The sequence below is a fragment of the Pantoea sp. OVA07A genome (assembly GCF_019969975.1).
GTDB lineage: Bacteria > Pseudomonadota > Gammaproteobacteria > Enterobacterales > Enterobacteriaceae > Pantoea > Pantoea agglomerans.
In genome coordinates this window covers 127724-146644 of record NZ_JAHXYM010000003.1, presented here as the reverse complement: position 1 = coordinate 146644, position 18921 = coordinate 127724, and the positions used below count along the sequence as shown (strand labels likewise).

Below are 18921 nucleotides of genomic sequence, written 5' to 3'. Positions count from 1 at the left end.
TTGACACTCTGTTGGCATGGAATCGCTTTACACTGCCATTTCATTTATGCGTTAACTACCAACTAATCCTGCTATGTATATGCGACGGATGGGAATATCCCACCACGCCGCGGGCTTTAAACCCGCAGATTACTCTGCGCTCCACGCCACGAATGCCGGCGGTAACCATGCCGTAATCTCAGGCAAAGGCTGTTGATAAAGCGCAATCTCGACAAAACAGGTCTGCGCGCTGCACCCCTGGCCGAGTCGCGAACTGCCGCTATCCTGGGTCAGCACATTGGGATTGCCGTGTTTATCCAGCGGCTGACCATCCTGCTGATCGAGCGGGTCATACCAGGCGCCGGTCGACATCTGTACGACACCCGGCAGGATATCCTGCGTCAGATGCACGCCCGCCAGCAGCGCGCCGCGTCCGTTAAAGACTTTTACGATGCTGTTCTCCTCAATGCCGCGCGCAGCAGCATCTTCAGGATGCATCCAGAGTGGCTCACGCCCGGCAATTTTGGTGGCCCGGCTGACCCGTCCATGATCGTACTGACTATGCAACCGGGTCCGTGGCTGGCTGGAGAGCAGATGCAACGGCCACTGCTGCTTTTCCTGCTGTTGCGCCTGGTATTCCGGCGCATACCAGCAGGCAAATCCGGGCGCTTCGTCATACCCGAAATCGGCCACGTGCTGAGAAAAAAGCTCGATTTTCCCCGACGGCGTGCTGAGCGGGGCTGACTCCGGGTTATCACGAAACGCTTTTAGCAGGATCTGCGGCGTCTCCGGCGCGGGATACTCCACCACTCCCTGTGACCAGAACGCCTCAAAGGGCGGCAGTTCGATGCCCTGCGCTGCCGCGCGTGGCCGGGAATCTTCATAGAGTGACTGAAGCCACTGGCGCTCATCCCGTCCCTGCGTAAAGGCGTCAGCAAAACCGAGCCGCTGCGCCAGGGCGGCAAAAATTGCGTAATCCGATTTTGCCTCGCCAAACGGCGCCAGATGCTGCGGCATGGCGATGATAAAACCGTCGTTGCTGGCACTGCCAATATCTTCACGCTCCAGCGACGTGGTCGCAGGCAGCACGATGTCGGCAAATTTTGCCTGCGCCGTCCAGAACTGCTCATGCACAATTACAGTGTCCGGCCGCTGCCAGGCGCGTATCAGCTTGTTGATATCCTGATGATGATGAAAGACATTGCCGCCCGCCCAGTAGACCAGCCGGATGTCGGGATAGACCCGCTGTTGCCCATCAAACTCATAGTGCCCTCCGGGATTGAGCAACATGTCGGCGATGCGTGCCACCGGAATCGTCTGCTGCACCGGATTATGACCGGCGGGCAGACGAGGCCCGGAAAACTGTCGCCGGGCGGCACCGGCCAGATTGGTTGAGGCGTAACCAAAGCCCAGCCCGCCGCCGGGTGTGCCAATCTGACCCAGCAGAGCGGTGGTCGCAACGGTGGCCCAGAAAGCCTGCTCGCCCTGCCGCGCCCGCTGCACTGACCAGGCAATATTCACCATCGTTTTATGCGCCGCCATCTGCCGTGCCAACGCACGGATCTCCGCGGCCGCCAGCCCGGTCAGCGGAGCGGCCCATTCTGGCGTTTTAGCTATCCCGTCGCGTTCACCCAGCAGGTAGGCGGCATAGTGGTCAAAGCCCACCGTGTAACGTTCTGTGAATGGCGCATCGTAAAGAGATTCAGTAATTAACACCTGCCCGATTGCCAGTAACAGCGCCGTATCGGAGCCGGGCTGTATCGCCAGCCACTCCGCATCCGCCACCCCAGCAAGATCGTTTCTGACCGGACTGATGTTGATAAACCGGGTGCCATTCTGCCGCAGCGTGGATAACCAATGAGAAAGCGCATGGTCATTAGCCCCGCCGCCATTGACCTGCGCATTGCGCAGCGGCAAACCCCCGATAGCCACAAACAGTTCGCAATGCTCCGCCAGAACCGGCCAATGGGTATGGTGACGTTGTAACTCATCCAGGTTACCAATGATGTGCGGCAGCGTGCGTTCACCGGCCGCAATGCTGTAGGTGTTGGTGCTGGCGGTGTAGCCGCCATAGTGGTTAAAGAAACGATGAAGCTGGCTCTGGGCATGATGGAAACGTCCGGCACTCGACCAGCCGTAAGAGCCGGCGTAGATCGCCTGATTGCCGTGCTCTGTTTTGACACGCTCCAGCTCCTCCGCCACCAGCTGCAACGCAACATCCCAGCTCACCTCCACAAACGGCTCTTTGCCGCGCCCGTTGCGGGATGCGCTTCTGCTCTGGAGATAACCGAGCCTGACGGCCGGATTTTTGACCCGGGTTTCGCTTTGCACCGCGCCCGGTAACGACTGCCCGATCGCAGAGGGATTACGGTCCCACGCCACCGGCCTGACCGACGTCAGCTTGTACCCATCGGTGGTGACGTGATACGTGCCCCAGTGCATAACGGCTAAATCATTCTTTTTCATGGCTCACTCGCGTCGGATACGGCGCGAGAGACGCGTACCCAGGGTTTGCAGTAGCTGGACAATGACAATCAGCACCAGCGCAGTCGAAATCGTGGCAAAGGCATCAAAGCGCTGATAGCCGTAAGTAATGGCGAGGTCGCCAATACCGCCGCCGCCCACCGTGCCCGCCATTGCCGTCGCACCCAGCAGGCCGATAGTGGCGGTGGTCAGAGCTAACACCAGCGACGAGGCGGCTTCCGGTATCATGAAATACCATATGGTCTGCAGCGTGGTGGCACCCATCGCATTGGCTGACTCCAGAATGCCCTCATCCACCTCCAGCAGCGCATTCTCCACCAGCCGTGAAATATAGGGCGCGATAAATATCACCAGCGGCACAATGGCCCCCGCCGTACCGATGGTGGTGTTCACCAGCAGGCGCGTCAGCGGCAGAATAGTGATCAGCAGAATAATAAACGGCAGTGAACGGATGATATTCACGATCGGGTTCAGCAACTGATGTACCAGTCGATTCGGCTGTATCCCACCCGGACGACAGATCACCAGCACAATGCCAAGCGGCAGGCCCAGCAGCGAACCAAAGCCCAGCGACAACGCCACCATGATCAGCGTGTCCTGCATCGCCGTCAGGAACTGATCGCCGGTAACGGCGGTTTCAAAGAGTTCTGACATCACTGATTTTCACTCCGGTCGCGATGAGAAACTGGATGGCCGCCTCGCGTCGGGCGGGCTCGCCTTTGATCTGCACAATCATGAAACCCAGAATGGTACGCTGTACTTCCGTCATGCTGGCGAACAGGATATTTACTTCAACCTCATGTTCACGGATCAGGCGATTGATGATCGGCTGTTGTGCCGTGCTGCCGACAAACTCCAGCCGCAACACGTCGACAGCCGGATGCTGGCTTAACAGCGCAAGGGTCTGCTGTGGCAGACGATCGTGGATGACGGACTGCACAAAGCTGGCGCTCACCGACTGTTGCGGTTCAGCAAACAGCGACAGGACATCGCCCTGTTCAACGATACGGCCCTGCTCCATCACCGCCATCCGGTTGCAGATCTTCTGGACCACCGACATCTCATGGGTGATCAGGACAATGGTGATGCCGTAACGCTGATTAATCTCCTGTAACAGCAGCAGAATCTGTACCGTGGTCTGGGGATCCAGCGCGGAGGTCGCCTCATCACACAACAGAATCGCGGGATTGGTTGCCAGCGCGCGGGCAATTCCGACGCGCTGTTTTTGTCCGCCGGAGAGTTCATCCGGGTAGCTGTGGGCTTTGTCGCTGAGGTTAACAAACGCCAGCAGCTCCGCCACGCGGGTGGCAATAAAATCTTTATCCCGGCCCTGTAAAATCAGTGGGATGGCGACGTTGTGAAACACCGTTCGGGCATTGAGCAAATTGAAGTGCTGGAAGATCATGCCAATCTGCTTTTTGACCTGAATTAAGCGCTTTTTGCTGATCCCTTGTAACGCTTCACCCTGCACCTCAACCGAGCCGGTTGTGGGGGTCTCCAGGTGATTAATCAGGCGCAGCAGCGTACTTTTTCCGGCTCCACTGGTGCCGATGACGCCAAAGATGTCACCCTGGTTGATGCGCAGATTAATCTCCTTCAGCGCCTGCACTTCTGCACCGTTACGCGCAAACGTTTTGCTGACATGGCGAAACGCAATGGCTACCTGACTCATTTGAAATAATCTGGCAGCAGATAGCCCGCATACTGCGCATTTCCGGTGATATAGCTTTTAAATTCTGCTGAGTGGTAGCCGGCAATAATGTCACGGGCAAACTGAGCCTGCTTATTTTTACCGGCTACCGTCACCACGTTTATAAACTGGCTGGTTGCCGCTTCCAGTTTCAGTGCCGAATTGAGTTTCATGCCACTGGATACCGCGAAGTTGCCCTGAATGACTCCATAGTCAACATCGGGGAGTGCACGCACCTGCTGAGCGTTATCCATCTCTTTAAGCACGATTTTGTAGGGATTTTCCGTGATATTTTTCTGCGAAAAAGTGGCAGCATCGCTATCGGGGCTGATTTTGAGCCAGCCGATGCTCTGGAGTAACAGCGCCGCCCGGTACTCATTTGAGGGCTGATTGGGCACAGAGACCGTGCTGCCCGGCGCGGGTTGAGTCAGCGTTTTCACGCGCCCAGAGTAGAGCCCCATTGGCGGGGTCGGCACCTGCACAATCCCAACGTTATCAATGCCAAGCCGCTCATTAACCGACTTAAGATAGACGGGATGCTGCATGATATTGGCGTCAATCGTCCCGCGATGAACAGCATCATTAACCTGAATTCCATCACTGAAATCTTTATACTCCAGAGTATACCCCTGCCTGATTAATAAGGGCGCGACGCCTTTTTCAAATTGCTCTTTATAAGGCCCTGGATTAAATCCAATCCGTATTTTCTTCTGGTCGGCTGCCTGAGCGGCAGAAATAAAAAGGCTGGCGGTGGTCAGCGCCAGAATAATTCCCCGGGATGTGATCTGCATTGTTTGCCCTGATTCATTATTGTGAGAGCGATCGATTTAATCACAGCCATCGCGGAGAGGAACAGGCAAAACCCAGCCCCGACTTTGGCTTATTTATGCTAACGATAGTCACATGCTGGATATTCGAATCCTTGCAAAGAACAGCGTTATTTCTGCTAAAGATTTTAATGTCAGCTGTGTCATCCTTCTTCGCTTAACACTGTTTATTGCGGGAGAGATATGGCGGAGTTTGCAGCTTCAGAGATGGTCGCAGGGCTGGAAGAGAACCTCTTCAGCATGCTGGAAAAGCAGGCAGCACAACTGGATGATGCGCTGTTACCGCTGATCGATCTCTCCTCCGGCAGTCCACGTCAGCCAACGCCGCCCGCGGTAATCGCTTCATTACAGGCTGCGGCAGCGAAACCGGAGAACCATGAGTATCCCTCGTTCTGGGGCAAACCCGCGCTGCGCCGTGCTATCGCAGCCTTCTACCAGCATCACTACGGCGTCACGCTCGATCCTGAAACTGAAGTGGCGCTGTTCCAGGGCGCGCACATTGGCGTCAACGGTTTTCCCCGCGCCCTGCTTAATCCGGGTCAGGTGTTAATTTCTACCGATCCCTGCTATCCGCTCTACCGCTCAGCGGCCCGTCAGGCAGGTGCAGATTTTTATGGCATTCCGCTGGAGGCGCGCAATGATTTCCTGCCCGATTTCACCCAAGTGCCAGACAAGATCGCGGCGCGTGCCGGTCTGCTGCTGCTCAATTATCCCCATAACCCCACCGGCGCACTGGCGACAGCCGCGCTGTTCGCCGACGCGCTGGCCTTCGCCCGCCAGCATCATGTTCCGCTGATTCATGACTTCGCCTATGCCACGCTGGGCAGTGAGTCGGGCGAACAGCCGCTGAGTCTGCTGGCACAGCCCGATGGCAAAGCCTGGGGCGTGGAAATCTACACGCTGTCAAAAAGCGCACTCATGGCAGGCTGGCGGGTGGGATTTGCGGTGGGAAACGCCTCGATGATTGCAGCATTTAAAAAACTTCATACTCATAGCTACAGCACGGTGTATGGCGCGGTGCAGGATGCCGCCATCACCGCGTTGTCGCTGCCCGCTGAACAACTCAGCTTGCTGGCAGAGCATTACCATCAGCGGCGCAGAGTGATTTTAGCCAGGCTGGCAGCAATGCACTGGCCGGTTCGCGCCCGTCAGGGCACCTTTTTCCTCTGGCTGGCAGCGCCAGCTGGTTTCACCGGGGAGCAATTCGCCGCCCTGCTACTGGCCCAGTGTCATCTGCTGGTGGCACCGGGTAACGGGTTTGGCGCAGCGGGTCGTGATTATATTCGCATCAGCCTGACAACCGGGACGGAGCAATTACTGCAGGCGCTGGATCGCATCGACGAACTGAAACTGTTTAAGTAGCGCATCAGCACCGGGAAAACCAGTTCCAGATATAACCAGAGCACCAGCCGCAAGCTATTACCAAATGTTCAGACCCGTAAGCAGGCGTGAATAAGTTCACTATGCTGGGTTTGTCAGTAAATGCAGTTATTTCGGCTGAAAACTTGCAAAAACTTACAATCGTAGTCTAGAGTTTACCGGCTGCGGTTTCTGCCGCTTCACTTAAAAATTATTCGGCTTCTTATAGCTTTCATTTCCACGGTTTCTTCTGAACATTGTTTGCGGCTGCGAAAGCTATAAGACTCCTTCATTGATGCACCTGAGGAGAATATGGACACCAGAAACTCATCGTCTGAACACCCAAAGAAACATTTCTGGAACAGGAAGCCAAAAGAGCTGACTGTTGACGACATTACCGTAATAGACAACGACATGCTGAAGCGTGCAGTTGGCGCAGCTGCGTTAGGTAATGCGATGGAATGGTTCGACTTTGGCGTATACAGCTATCTCGCCGTGATCATCGGCAAAGTCTTCTTCCCGGATGCCAACAACGCGGTGCAGCTGATCGCCACCTTTGGTACGTTTGCCGCGGCCTTCCTGGTCCGTCCGATTGGTGGCCTGGTATTTGGCCCGCTGGGTGACCGCATCGGACGGCAGAAAGTGCTGGCGATGACGATGATCATGATGTCGATTGGTACGTTCTGTATCGGTCTGATCCCGGCTTACTCTTCAATAGGCATCATGGCACCGATTCTGCTGCTGGTGGCACGTCTGATTCAGGGCTTCTCAACCGGCGGTGAATATGGTGGCGCAGCGACCTTTATCGCGGAGTACTCTACCGATAAACGCCGGGGCTTTATGGGCAGCTTCCTGGAATTCGGCACCATCGGCGGTTACCTGCTGGGTGCCAGCCTGGTCACGGTGATGACCACCGTGATGTCGAATGAGGCGATGATGTCCTGGGGCTGGCGCGTGCCGTTCTTTATCGCCGCGCCGCTGGGCCTGTTTGGTCTCTATGTGCGACTGAAGCTGGAAGAGACTCCGGCTTTCCAGCAGCACATGGAAAAACAGGAAGCACTGGAGCAAAGCAAGCCGCGTCTGACGTTGATGCAGATGCTGAGCAAATACCGCGCACCGATGATGAAATGTATCGGTCTGGTGCTGCTGTTTAACGTCTCTAACTACATGCTGACCTCGTACATGCCGAGCTATCTGACCGGCGTGCTGGGTCTGCCAGAGTTAAGTGGCCTGCTGCTGGTGATGGTGGCGATGTTCGTGATGATGCCGCTGACGCTGCTGTGGGGTCGCTGGACTGACCGCATCGGTCGTCGTCCGGTGATTGCCTTTGGTGCGGTGGGTCTGATCCTGCTCGCCATCCCGAGCTTTATACTGATCGGGTCCGGTAATATGTGGGCGGTATTTGGCGGCCTGATGATTCTGGGTGTATTGCACACCTGCTTCAGCGGCACTATGCCTTCGACGCTGCCTGCGCTGTTTACTACCGATATCCGTTACAGTGCGCTGGCCATCGGCTTCAACCTGTCGGTATCGCTGTTTGGGGGTACCACACCGCTGATTACCGCGTGGCTGGTGGATACCACTAAAAACAATATGATGCCAGCTTACTACATGATGGGCGCGGGCGTGATTGGCCTGCTCACCATTCTGACGGTACGTGAAACAGCCCGTCAACCGCTGACCGGTTCATCCCCTGCGGTAGCGACCAAAGCGGAAGCGCATCGCCTGATCGACAAGCTGCGCAAGCGGCACAAGCCATCAGCGACCACCGCGAAATAACTGTTCTGACACCCTGCTCTGCAGGGTGTTTTTTTATCTGCCATCCGATCTGTTTACCCAGCTGATTTAACTGCCCTGAAACGCGCCACTTTCGCCCGATTGCCACACAGCGCCATGCTGCACCAGCGACGGCGATGCGCTTTGGTGCGATCGTAAAACCACAGTGTACAGGCGGGATGTTCACAGCCACGGACTCTGCTGAAATCCTCCTGCGCCAGCAACATTGCAGCCTGTTCCGCAACCTGTCCCAGCCGCTGCATCACACTCTGGCCCGCATAAACCCGCCTGATTTTTAAGGCGCCCGGCTCCCCGTTCATTTGCAGATGGCTGGTCGCTTCACCCAGCCAGGCGTTCAGCGCCTGAATATCAACGCCCTCTCCCGCTTTGTGCTGCTGCACGTTATCACGAATGATCTGACGTAAGTGACGCGCTGCTTCCAACAGCGCACCCGGTTCATGCTGCGGAGCCGGGGCATCTGGTGCCAGTCCGGCCTGGTGTAGCCAGGCTTCAACATCCTGATCGGTTTGCCAGAAGTCGTGCGGCTGGCCTTCCACGATGGCCACGGTATTGATGAAATCCAGCGCCGGATGATCGGCCAGAAACCACGGTCCCTGGGCGGTGTGTGATTGCGTTTCCGCCATGATATTGCCTCCCTTGTTAACTCTGCTGATGCCACTGTAACCGACAAAGTACTATTTGAATAGTTACACCGCATCTTTTGTAACCATTATAAATTGATTTGACAGGTTACATTCTGGCTGCATAATGACTCTTGGTAACCCCATAAATATCATTTAACCAGTTACAGGAGTTCAGCATGCGTGATCAATCCATTTCGTATCGTTACCAGCAGGCCGATGGCGTCAATATTTTCTATCGCGAAGCGGGCGATCCTTCCCTGCCGGTACTGCTGCTGTTGCATGGCTTTCCCACCTCTTCACATCAGTTCCGCAATCTGATCCCGCTTCTGGCCGATAAATTTCATCTCATCGCACCCGATATGCCGGGCTTTGGCTTCACTGAAGTGCCTGCTGAGCGCAACTATTCCTGGACCTTCGACGCGCTGGGCCAGACGCTGACCGCCTTTGTCGATGCACTGGGGCTGGAACGTTATGCGATGTATGTTTTCGACTATGGCGCACCTGCCGGTCTGCGACTGGCACTGGCTTACCCCGATCGCGTCAGCGGACTGATATCACAAAACGGTAACGCCTATCTGGAGGGATTAGGAGAGGCCTGGGCGCCGGTCCGCGCCTACTGGGACGATCCCAGCGAAGCAAATGGTCAGGTGATCCGTGACGCCATCCTGACGCTGGAAGGGGTGAAGTGGCAGTATCTGCATGGGGTGAGCGATCCGCAGCAGATCGCCCCGGAAACCTATACCCTGGATACTCTGCTGATGGAGCGCCCCGGTAACAAAGATATTCAGCAGGCCCTGTTTCTCAATTACGCCAGTAATCTGAAACGTTATCCGGAATTTCAGGCTTTCTTTCGCCAGCAGCAGGTGCCAACGCTGGTGATCTGGGGCAAGCACGATCCGTTCTTTATTCCACCGGGCGCAGTGGCCTGGCAGCGGGATAATCCACAGGCGGTGGTCGAGATGCTGGATAGCGGCCACTTCGCGCTGGAGACGCACACCCATCACATTGCGTCGCGCATCCGCGAGATGTTCAGTGGCGACTGACCCGCTGCGCGCAGAGGCAGGCTATTCAGCGCTGCCTCTGCATACGTGCAGGTCATTCATTGCTAAAGCGGCCAACGGTGCTGGCCGCGCCCAGCGCATGGCCTTTTAGCTGTGCAACCAGCTCTGCCTGGGTTAACCCCGCTTTCAACTGACCCACCGGCAAATCGGTGGCGATCAGCACAAAGTTATAGTGATGCAGCCCACTGCCTGCAGGCGGACAAGGACCATAATAGTGCAGCGTCCCTGGGGTATTTTTTCCGCCGGTGTAGTCCTTGCCCTTTGTCAGAGCCCCCTGCGCAAATGACGAGCGGCTGGCGGGAATGTTATAGGCCACCATGTGGGTAACGCCGAGCCCTTTGGCCCCGACCGGGTCGGTCATCAGAAGAGCCAGACTGCGGGTGCCCGCCGGAATCGCAGACCAGTTCAATTCGGGAGAGATATTCTCACCGGTACAGGAAGGATTACTTTTATTGGCACCGGCAAACTTTTTATCCAGTAGCGCATTATCGCTGAAGTCTTGTGATTGCAGCGTAAATACCGACGCCGCCAGCGTGGTCATTGGCAAAATGGCCAGCACCGTCGCGCAGAGTAATTTTTTCACCAGCCACTCCTTATCAGATTACTCAAGAGATTATGTTCCGTATGGATTGCGTCACAGCCTGATTACTATAACGGCTTTAACGCGATTGACCCGACTGACCGCCTGTTCAGGGGTAAGGAAACGGCAAATCTATGATCTCCGTCGCGCTGGCTGAGAGAGCTGACGCGTTGCCCTGTGACGCATTACCCGATATAAGTTAACGCGTCTGGCTGAAGTTTCGCCTGAATCATCGTCACTGTCACCGATAAGTGGACACTATGCAGATTGAAGATCTCCGGATTTACGTTGCGGTAATGCATGCTGGCAACTTTACTGCAGCAGCTGAGCATCTGATGCTATCGAAACAGTATGTCAGCCGCCGTATGGCTGCGCTGGAGGCATCATTAGGGGTACGACTGTTGATCCGTAACACCCGTAAGCTGTCTGTAACGGATGCAGGTTTACTGTTCGCGCAACATGCTCAGCGCATTCTGGATGAGATTCAGGAAGCGCAACTGGCAGTGTCAGAGCAGCAGCAGGCGCTGCGCGGCACCTTCCGAATCAATCTGCCGATGTCCTTTGGCATGAGCCACCTCTCCCCCCTGATTGCCGAGTTTCTAAGCCACCATCCGTCATTGCAGTTTCATATTGAGCTGGCTGACCGCTATGCCGATGTGATTGGCGAAGGCGTTGATATGGCGATTCGCATCGGTACGCTGGCTGATTCCACGCTGATTGCCCGTCCGCTCGGCGAGCTGAAGCGGGTTATCTGCTGCAGCCCCCGCTATCTGGAACGGGCAGGCGTGCCGCAGCAGCCAGAAGCCTTGCTGCAACATGCCTGTCTGCGCTACGGACGTGAAGGTCAGAATGGCTGGGAACTGCAGGTCAATGGTAAACCCAAGTGGCTGGCGGTTCAGGGCCCGATGGTGAGTAACAATGGCGAGGTCCTGCGTGATGCCGCACTGGCAGGCTTAGGACTGGTATTGTTACCCGCCTTTATTGTTGAGACAGCCCTGCAACGCGGTGAGCTGGTGACCGTGCTGGACGACTATCTGCCGCCCCCGCTCTCCCTGAATGCGGTTTACCCGCAGCACCGTCAGCGCAGCGAAGTAAACCGCCAGTTACTGGCCTTTCTCCAGGCGCGTTTAGCGTCGTGACAGCACTAAAGTTTTTTTAATGCCGCAAAGACTCTGGCGACAGCGACGGCACCCGGATCAGACACGCCGTTGAGGTTAGCACTGTTAAGATAGGATGATCGGCCCGCTTTTGCTTTCCCCATGCTGGCGGTTGCATCACTGCCCTGCTGTGCCGCATCAGCCGCCTCTGCCAGCGATTTACCCGCCACCAGCACCTCGATTGCCGGTTGCAGCGCATCAATCAGCGTGCGATCTCCTGGTTGTGCCCCGCCATACTGCTTCATCTTCTCCAGACCCTGTTGCAGGGCCGCGGGCAGCGCATCGCCTTCGGCCAGCTGCTGCGCAGCAGCGGTGAAAAAGATCGCCATCAGTACGCCGCTGGAGCCGCCCATCACCGTCGCCAGTCGCTCACCCGTCACCGCGAGCAGATCGGGCAAGGCATTTAACGGCAGCTGATTATCTGTACATTCGCGCTGGATCTGGCGTGCGCCAGCAGCAAAGGTCGAACCGGTATCGCCATCACCGACCTGCGCATCCAGTTTGTTCAGCTCGCTTTCGCTGGCGATCAGGGTTTCACAGATGCTGTTAACAAACGCAGCGACGGTCGGGTTATCTGAGGGTTGCGCCGGATGCGCTGTTGCCTCTTTTGTCGCGTTAACCGGCTGCAGCGGTGCGACTTTAACCGCCTGAACCCAGCCGGTGACCTCAACCGGCGCGCAAATCGCCTCCTCGAACAACGGCGTCAGCGTCATGGAGGTGACGGAAAAGCCCTTCATGTCCAGCGCGGTCATCAGCGGAGCCGGGCCAATCAGATAATCACTGCCCCGGCTGAGCGGCGACTCAATCAGGTCACGCGTGACCAGACTCATCTCCAGCGCGGACATGCCGCCAAGATTATTGATTAACAGCGCGCGTGGCTGATCGTTGTCCGGCATCACTTTCTCCAGCAGGTGCTGCACAATCTGCTGACTGTTTTGCGTCTGCATGACGTCAACACCCGGTTCGCCGTGAATCCCCAGCCCCATTTCAACGCTTCCGTCTGGCACCCGCTGGCCGGTCTGTTCATCCGGCAGATGGCAGCTTGAGAGCGCAACGCCCATGGTGGCGATAGCACGACTGGCTGCCTCTGCTGCCTCGGTCACCGCCGTCAGGTCATCACCCCGCTCTGCGACGAAGCCCGCCACTTTATGCACCAGCAACGTGCCCGCGACGCCGCGTGGCTGAGGGTTATCGGGCAACGCAACATCATCACCGACAATCACCATATTGACGCTGAATCCCGCTTTGCGCGCTTTTTCTGCCGCCAGACCGAAGTTGAGGCGATCCCCGGTGTAGTTTTTCACAATCAGCAGACATCCCGCCTCACCGGTAATATTGATGATGGCGTTGTAAACCGCGTCAACGCTGGGGGAAGCAAAAACATCGCCACAGACGGCAGCTGTCAGCATCCCTTTGCCGATAAAGCCGACATGGGCCGGTTCATGGCCTGAACCACCACCGGAAATCAGCGCGACCTGCTGTTTTTGCCAGTCATTACGCATCACGATGCGAATGCGCGGATCGACCTGCAACCGGACCAGATTGCGCCATGGGCTGGCGTAAATCATGCCATCTAACGCGCTGTCAACGAGATCATCCTTTTTATTCATTACGAATCGGGTCATGTCTTATTTCCTCATAGGCATGCAGGTTTGCTGATGACCCAGTGTTACATACCACTGACGACAGTGAGAAATCCATCAACAGGTCTGTAGCCTGATTTCAGACATACCGCACGAAAACCAGCTGACACAGGCGCAATGATTTTTACTAATTGATTGATTTTTATCAAATGTCTTTACCTGAAAGTGAGAGGTTCTGCGCAGAACATGAACCGGGGATCACGGATGGTAAAAATTCATTTGTTAACAGAGGATGTTTTAATGGCCCAACGTATGATTCTCAATGAAACCGCCTGGTTTGGTGCTGGTGCTTTGCGCCATTTGCCGGAAGAGGTACAACGTCGCGGGATGCGAAAAGCACTGATCGTCACTGACAAAGCGCTGGTCGCGGCGGGTGCGCTGAAGCGGGTGACCGATCTGCTGGCGCAACATCAGCTTGACTGGGCGGTGTATGATGAGGTGGTGCCGAATCCTACCATTCGGGTTGTGCAGCAGGGTGTTGCGGTGTTCAGAGAGTCAGGTGCCGACTACCTGATCGCCATTGGCGGGGGCTCACCACAGGATACCAGCAAGGCGATCGGCATTATTATTAATAACCCTGAGTTTGAAGATGTCCGCAGCCTGGAAGGCGTCAGCCCCACCCGTCATCCGTGCGTGCCGATCATCGCCATCCCGACCACGGCAGGCACCGCCGCAGAAGTGACGATTAATTACGTCATTACCGATGAAGAGAATCGCCGTAAGTTTGTCTGTGTCGATCCCCATGACATTCCGAAAGTGGCGATCATTGATGCGGAGATGATGGCGAGCATGCCAGCGTCGCTGAAGGCTGCGACCGGTATTGATGCCTTAACCCATGCCATTGAAGGCTACATCACACGCGGAGCCTGGACCCTGACCGATATGCTGCACCTCAAAGCCATTGAGATTATCAGCCAGTCACTGCGCGAATCGGTGGCAGGAAATATTGAGGCGGTTGAGCAGATGGCGCTGGGACAATATGTGGCCGGTATGGGTTTCTCTAATGTCGGCCTTGGTCTGGTGCATGGCATGGCACACCCGCTGGGCGCCTTTTACAATGTCCCGCACGGCGTAGCCAATGCCATTTTGCTGCCGCAGGTGATGGCGTGGAATGCCTCAGGCACTGGCGAAAAATATCGCGACATTGCCCGTGCAATGGGTGTGAAACAGGTTGAGTCATTGTCGCTTGATCAGGCACGGGAAGCGGCGGTCGCCGCGGTGCGTCAGCTCTGTCGCGATGTGGGTATTCCCCGCTCATTGCGTGAAGTGGGCTTAAAAGAAGCGGATATACCTGCACTGGCACAGGCCGCGCTGGATGATGTCTGCACCGGCGGCAACCCACGTACGCCGGACCTGGAGGACGTGATGGCGTTATACCGCCAGAGTTAAAGCGCATATCCTGTAGTGATGCACTGCCGATAACAGGCCCGTCCTCGCTGGCGGGCTTTTTTACGTCATGGCAACGCTTAATCCGGGAGCCTTCGCCAGAGGTTGTTGAGTCTGGCTGACGGCATCAGCCAAGGTTTTAGCCGCGTTTATCCTGCCTGGTTTCAGCCTGAAATCGCCCGCTGTTACGGTGAAGTTCAGCGAGCGAACCAACTGCCCTTACCCATGATTTCTTTAGATGCTAAACCCTGATTCACTTGATCTGGATCACAAAAATCCGCATCATGCGCAGCGAAAACCTTAATGACGCTGCGGAGATATCAATGACACTGTACCAGGGTATGCTAATTTTCTATGCCGTTGTTGCATTGATCGCTACGCTGATCACGTTCTTCATCGCCAAAGATAAGCTGAGCATCAAACTGCTGAGCGCCTTTCTGGTGGGGGCCACCTGGCCGATGAGTTTTCCTGTCGCGCTGATGTTTGCTCTGTTTTAATTGACATTATCCCCTTAGATACCACACTCAGGTAAGACGTCCCTGACCTGCAAACCGCCGATCACCGACGTGGCCTTGTTCATGACGGTTAATAAGGAGCGGATATGCGCGTTATCAGTGTGATGATTCTGGTTTCTCTTCTCAGTGCCTGTAGTGCCCCATGGCATGCTGAAAAACCGGTTCCGGCGGCCGAAACCCGCCAGCAGACCTGCCAGCCAGGCTCCAATCCCAGCCAGAACGACTGCGGTCATTTCCCTGAACCTGAATTCCATTGATCCTGTCACAAGGCGATCGCTGCTGTGAGATCTCAATTACGCTATTTCATCGCATAACAAGGCTTTACACGCTGCTAACCGGTCAGTAAAGTAGCGCCCAGACATCAATTCTGATGCGTAAGCGTTAACGTCAACCAACGCCCCCGCAGCACTGCTGCATGTGATGATCCCTGCCATGATGCCTGTACAACACCCAGCTAAACCTCTCGCTGCGTATTCCAGCGCCACATTTTTTTTGTTCGTCCTGCTGCTGACCGCGGCTAATCTTCGTGCGCCCATTACTGTCATCGGCCCGGTACTACAGGATATCCGCCAGACCTTTGGCCTGAGTGTCGGTGAAGCGGGTCTGTTTAACTTTATTCCACTGATGCTGTTTGCCCTGCTCGCCCCACTGGCCGCCTGGCTGGGAAATCGCGTCGGGCTTGAGCGCAGTTTATGGGGCGCGCTATGCCTGATCACTGCCGGTTCGCTGTTGCGCTGGCAGCCTGCTGAAGCGGCGTTGTGGAGCGGAACGCTGTTGCTCAGCGCAGGTATTGCCGCCGCCAACGTGCTGCTGCCGCCACTGATTAAACGCGATTTCACCGCCCACACCGCTAAATATATTGGCCTTTATGCCGCCACCATGTCGATTACTGCCAGCCTGGCATCTGGCATTGCCGTTCCGCTGAGCCAGCTTTCAGCGGCAGGCTGGCGACTCTCGCTGGTTGTCTGGGCGCTACCGGGGCTGATTGCGCTACTCGTCTGGCTGCCGCTGTTACGTCAACGGCGGTCAACCGCAGCGTCCGCCGACGCGCCCGTTGCATATCGCCATCCGTGGCGAACGGCAGGCGGCTGGCAAATCGCACTGTTTATGGCGCTGCAATCGCTGGCGTTTTATACCCTGATTGACTGGTTTACGCTGTTTGCCCAGGATAACGGCTTCAGTCAGGCCCACGCAGGCTGGCTGCTGTTCTGGTATCAGGCAATTGCGATCGTCGCTAACCTGGGCTGCATGGTGGCGCTGAAGCGCGTAAAAGATGCCCGGCTTACCGCGTTCATTGCTTCAACAGGCATTTTCCTCGGCATGCTGGGCCTCTTGCTCAATCCGCAGTGGGCCGTCATCTGGCTGACACTGGCCGGACTGGGCGCAGGCGCATCACTGGTGCTCTGCCTCTCACTGTTTAATCTTCGAGCCACCCATCACCGTCAGGCGTCACAGCTGTCGGGCATGGCACAGTGTGTCGGATATGCGCTGGCGGCACTCGGCCCTTTGTTCTTTGGCGTGCTCCATGAGCAGAGCGGTAACTGGACGCTGCCCTTCAGCGTGCTGGCAATGCTGAGCCTGTTACAGATGCTGCTGGCTCCGCTGGCAGCGCAGTCAAAACCCATTAGCTGAAAATGCGGCGGAGCCGTTAACAATAAATGACTCGCCGATCGCGGATGCTTAGCATCACGGGTCGGCGGGAATCGACGGGAGAATGTGCGTGTCTGAACTGAATAATGCTCTGCTGCAGGAGATCCTGGATCAGGTGCGTCCGCTGATCCATCAGGGAAAGGTGGCTGACTATATCCCTGCGCTGGCGGATGTGGCTGCCGATCATCTGGCAATAGCGGTTTGCCTGCGTGATGGCACCCTCTTTCAGGCGGGCGATGCTGAGATGCGCTTTTCGATTCAGTCGATCTCCAAGGCACTCTCTCTGACCGTAGCACTGACCCGCTATGAGGACAGCGAAATCTGGCAGCGGGTCGGCAAAGAGCCTTCTGGCCAGCCATTTAATTCATTGGTTCAGCTGGAGCTGGAACAGGGCAAGCCGCGTAATCCGTTTATTAATGCCGGTGCGCTGGTGATTTGTGATCTGCTGGAAACCCGACTGACCGCCCCGCGTCAGCGAATGCTGGAAATTGTGCGCCAGCTGAGTCAGCAGTCCGATATCAATTATGATCGCCACGTTGCCCGCTCTGAGTTCGAACACTCGGCCCGCAATGCAGCGATCGCCTGGCTGATGAAGTCGTTTGGAAATTTCGATAACGATGTCACCAGCGTGATGCAGACCTATTTCCACTACTGTTCGCTGTCGATGAACTGCGTTGAGCTGGCCCGCACGTTTATCTATCTGGCGAATCAGGGCAAAACGCTGGATGGCAGCCAGATGATTACTCCACGTCAGGCGCGGCAGATTAACGCACTGATGATCACCAGCGGGATGTACGACGGCGCAGGCGAATTCGCGTGGCGGGTCGGGATGCCCGCAAAATCGGGCGTGGGTGGCGGGATTATTGCCATTATCCCAGGTGAGATGAGCATTGCCGTCTGGTCGCCTGGGCTGGATAGCGCGGGCAATTCTCTGGCCGGTACCGCTGTGCTGGAATTGCTGACCGAGAAGCTGGGGCGATCGATATTCTGAGTCTGAGCGCGCAAGTCACAGGCTCGCCATGATGAAATGCGGCGGGATTCCCATGATTTCAGGAAGCTGATTTTGCATTTTCCGTGTAGTGCGCTGGCGATTTGAGTCGTCAGCGATAATCAGAACTCAAAAAATTAATTAGTGCGAAATCTGCGCCAGATCGTCTTCATTCAGACCAGTCATCTGCATAACGGTATTGCGATCCATTCCACTCTTCAGCATGGTTCGGGCAATTCTGAGGCTTGCTCCACGACTACCTTCTGTACGTCCCTGTTCAATACCCTGTTCAATGCCTTTCTCAAGCCCTATCTGCTCAAGCTGTTGTGCGATAGTCATAAGTGCGTTCTCGTGTTGGGGCACACGCTGTGCCAGCTCCCGTACAAAGGCTTTGGCGTCCGATGTTTCACCCGCCTGTACAATGTAGTGTACCAGCGTTATCACCTGTGATGAAGAGTGATAGCCAGCCTGCAAAATGGTTACCAGCCTGTCCATCATTTCAGCCAGATCACGCTGCCGGATATGCTTCTGCAACAGGGTCAGAGCCGCCATGCTGCGATGTTGCATGATCTCATCGTCAGGAATCACCGTGACATCGACCAGCGGAAAACTACGGCTGTAAAGCCTGTCCGCCAGCGCCGGGGCATCGAACTCATCCAGCCACCGGGTCGAATAGGGATAGGGAGTGCGTCTGCCAGTGTAAAACAGGATGGGAATCACCAGCGGCAACCGCTTATGCCCTGCTTCAAGATGGCGTTGCATGGCAGCCACGGCATAACGCATCAGCCGAAATGCCATATGTTTGTCTGGCACAGATTGATGCTCAATGAGTACATGGATATATCCATCGCCAGCGGTTGTTTTAAGGCTGTAAAGCACGTCGCTAAAGTACTGCCGAAGGTCATCCTCGACAAACGACCCCGACTCCAGTTTCAGCGTGCTGAGATCACAGCATATGCGCAGCTCTGGCGGCAAATGCAGCTCCATGAAATCCCGGGCAATATCCGGCTGAGTCAGAAATTGCCGGAAAGTGGCATCATGAGGCACAGGCGTGCTGTTCTTCTTTTTCACTGGCCAGAATCCTTTCTGTTCCTGAAGCGCTTACAACGGCTGATTCAGCCAGTAAAAGACGCTAATTCCTGTAGCGCACGAACGTTTAAAGTCCTGATGGAAATAACGAAA

The 18921-nt window shown here is 55.9% G+C and carries 17 protein-coding genes; 9 read left to right on the top strand and 8 right to left on the bottom strand.

Annotated features, from left to right (window positions below; translation table 11 throughout):
* Window positions 1-129 precede the first annotated feature (129 nt).
* From LC417_RS11850 to LC417_RS11835, 4 genes are read right to left on the bottom strand one after another with little or no spacing between them, the layout of a single operon-like run.
* Window positions 130-2445, bottom strand: coding sequence for a molybdopterin-dependent oxidoreductase (locus tag LC417_RS11850; protein WP_223565883.1), 2316 nt, complete (start codon window positions 2443-2445; stop codon window positions 130-132).
* Window positions 2446-2448: 3 nt separating this feature from the next.
* Window positions 2449-3117 carry a methionine ABC transporter permease gene (locus tag LC417_RS11845; protein WP_010670743.1) on the bottom strand — a complete coding sequence of 223 codons (669 nt, stop codon included), beginning with the start codon at window positions 3115-3117 and terminating at the stop codon, window positions 2449-2451.
* Window positions 3101-4135, bottom strand: coding sequence for a methionine ABC transporter ATP-binding protein (locus LC417_RS11840; RefSeq protein ID WP_010670742.1), 1035 nt, complete (start codon window positions 4133-4135; stop codon window positions 3101-3103). Before LC417_RS11840 ends, LC417_RS11845 begins: the two co-directional genes overlap by 17 nt.
* Window positions 4132-4944 (bottom strand): MetQ/NlpA family ABC transporter substrate-binding protein, encoded by an 813-nt coding sequence (locus LC417_RS11835; protein ID WP_064690725.1) that lies wholly within the window; start codon window positions 4942-4944, stop codon window positions 4132-4134. Before LC417_RS11835 ends, LC417_RS11840 begins: the two co-directional genes overlap by 4 nt.
* 219 nt (window positions 4945-5163) lie before the next feature.
* On the opposite strand from LC417_RS11835, the gene LC417_RS11830 reads away from it, so the two are divergent.
* Window positions 5164-6342: an aminotransferase class I/II-fold pyridoxal phosphate-dependent enzyme gene (locus LC417_RS11830; protein WP_223565882.1), complete on the top strand. Its 1179-nt coding sequence runs from the start codon at window positions 5164-5166 to the stop codon at window positions 6340-6342.
* A gap of 309 nt (window positions 6343-6651) precedes the next feature.
* On the top strand, window positions 6652-8118 hold the full coding sequence (gene proP / locus LC417_RS11825) for a glycine betaine/L-proline transporter ProP (protein WP_223565881.1): 1467 nt from the start codon (window positions 6652-6654) through the stop codon (window positions 8116-8118).
* Window positions 8119-8171: 53 nt separating this feature from the next.
* Here proP and LC417_RS11820 read toward each other — a convergent pair whose 3' ends face one another.
* On the bottom strand, window positions 8172-8759 hold the full coding sequence (locus LC417_RS11820; protein ID WP_223565880.1) for an ABATE domain-containing protein: 588 nt from the start codon (window positions 8757-8759) through the stop codon (window positions 8172-8174).
* A 176-nt stretch (window positions 8760-8935) separates the two neighbouring features.
* On the opposite strand from LC417_RS11820, the gene LC417_RS11815 reads away from it, so the two are divergent.
* Window positions 8936-9802 carry an alpha/beta fold hydrolase gene (locus LC417_RS11815; protein ID WP_010247407.1) on the top strand — a complete coding sequence of 289 codons (867 nt, stop codon included), beginning with the start codon at window positions 8936-8938 and terminating at the stop codon, window positions 9800-9802.
* 52 nt (window positions 9803-9854) lie between these two features.
* Here the strand turns inward: LC417_RS11815 and LC417_RS11810 are convergent, their stop codons facing one another.
* A complete protein-coding gene (locus tag LC417_RS11810) occupies window positions 9855-10403 on the bottom strand; it encodes a YbhB/YbcL family Raf kinase inhibitor-like protein (RefSeq protein WP_062759169.1) in 549 nt (182 codons plus the stop codon).
* 257 nt (window positions 10404-10660) lie between these two features.
* Between LC417_RS11810 and LC417_RS11805 the strand changes: the two genes are divergently transcribed.
* Entirely contained in the window at window positions 10661-11539 is an 879-nt protein-coding gene (locus LC417_RS11805; protein ID WP_033773828.1) for a LysR family transcriptional regulator, read from the top strand.
* Between the two features lie 5 nt (window positions 11540-11544).
* Here LC417_RS11805 and LC417_RS11800 read toward each other — a convergent pair whose 3' ends face one another.
* The gene (locus LC417_RS11800) at window positions 11545-13182 is read right to left on the bottom strand and encodes a dihydroxyacetone kinase subunit DhaK (protein ID WP_223565879.1); all 1638 of its coding nucleotides are present in this window, start codon (window positions 13180-13182) and stop codon (window positions 11545-11547) included.
* Window positions 13183-13440: 258 nt separating this feature from the next.
* Here LC417_RS11800 and fucO point away from each other — a divergent pair, with 258 nt between their 5' ends.
* The 5 genes from fucO to glsB all read left to right on the top strand — a co-directional run bounded on the left by fucO (window position 13441) and on the right by glsB (window position 17742).
* A complete protein-coding gene (gene fucO / locus LC417_RS11795; protein ID WP_061703408.1) occupies window positions 13441-14589 on the top strand; it encodes a lactaldehyde reductase in 1149 nt (382 codons plus the stop codon).
* 320 nt (window positions 14590-14909) lie between these two features.
* Complete coding sequence (locus LC417_RS11790) at window positions 14910-15083, top strand: GhoT/OrtT family toxin (protein ID WP_010247416.1); 174 nt, start codon at window positions 14910-14912, stop codon at window positions 15081-15083.
* Window positions 15084-15187: 104 nt separating this feature from the next.
* Complete coding sequence (locus LC417_RS11785; protein WP_010247418.1) at window positions 15188-15358, top strand: hypothetical protein; 171 nt, start codon at window positions 15188-15190, stop codon at window positions 15356-15358.
* A gap of 175 nt (window positions 15359-15533) precedes the next feature.
* Entirely contained in the window at window positions 15534-16733 is a 1200-nt protein-coding gene (locus LC417_RS11780; protein WP_223565878.1) for an MFS transporter, read from the top strand.
* 82 nt (window positions 16734-16815) lie between these two features.
* Entirely contained in the window at window positions 16816-17742 is a 927-nt protein-coding gene (gene glsB / locus LC417_RS11775) for a glutaminase B (RefSeq protein ID WP_061703406.1), read from the top strand.
* A gap of 138 nt (window positions 17743-17880) precedes the next feature.
* Here the strand turns inward: glsB and LC417_RS11770 are convergent, their stop codons facing one another.
* Window positions 17881-18810, bottom strand: coding sequence for an Rpn family recombination-promoting nuclease/putative transposase (locus tag LC417_RS11770; RefSeq protein WP_050679413.1), 930 nt, complete (start codon window positions 18808-18810; stop codon window positions 17881-17883).
* Window positions 18811-18921 lie beyond the last annotated feature (111 nt).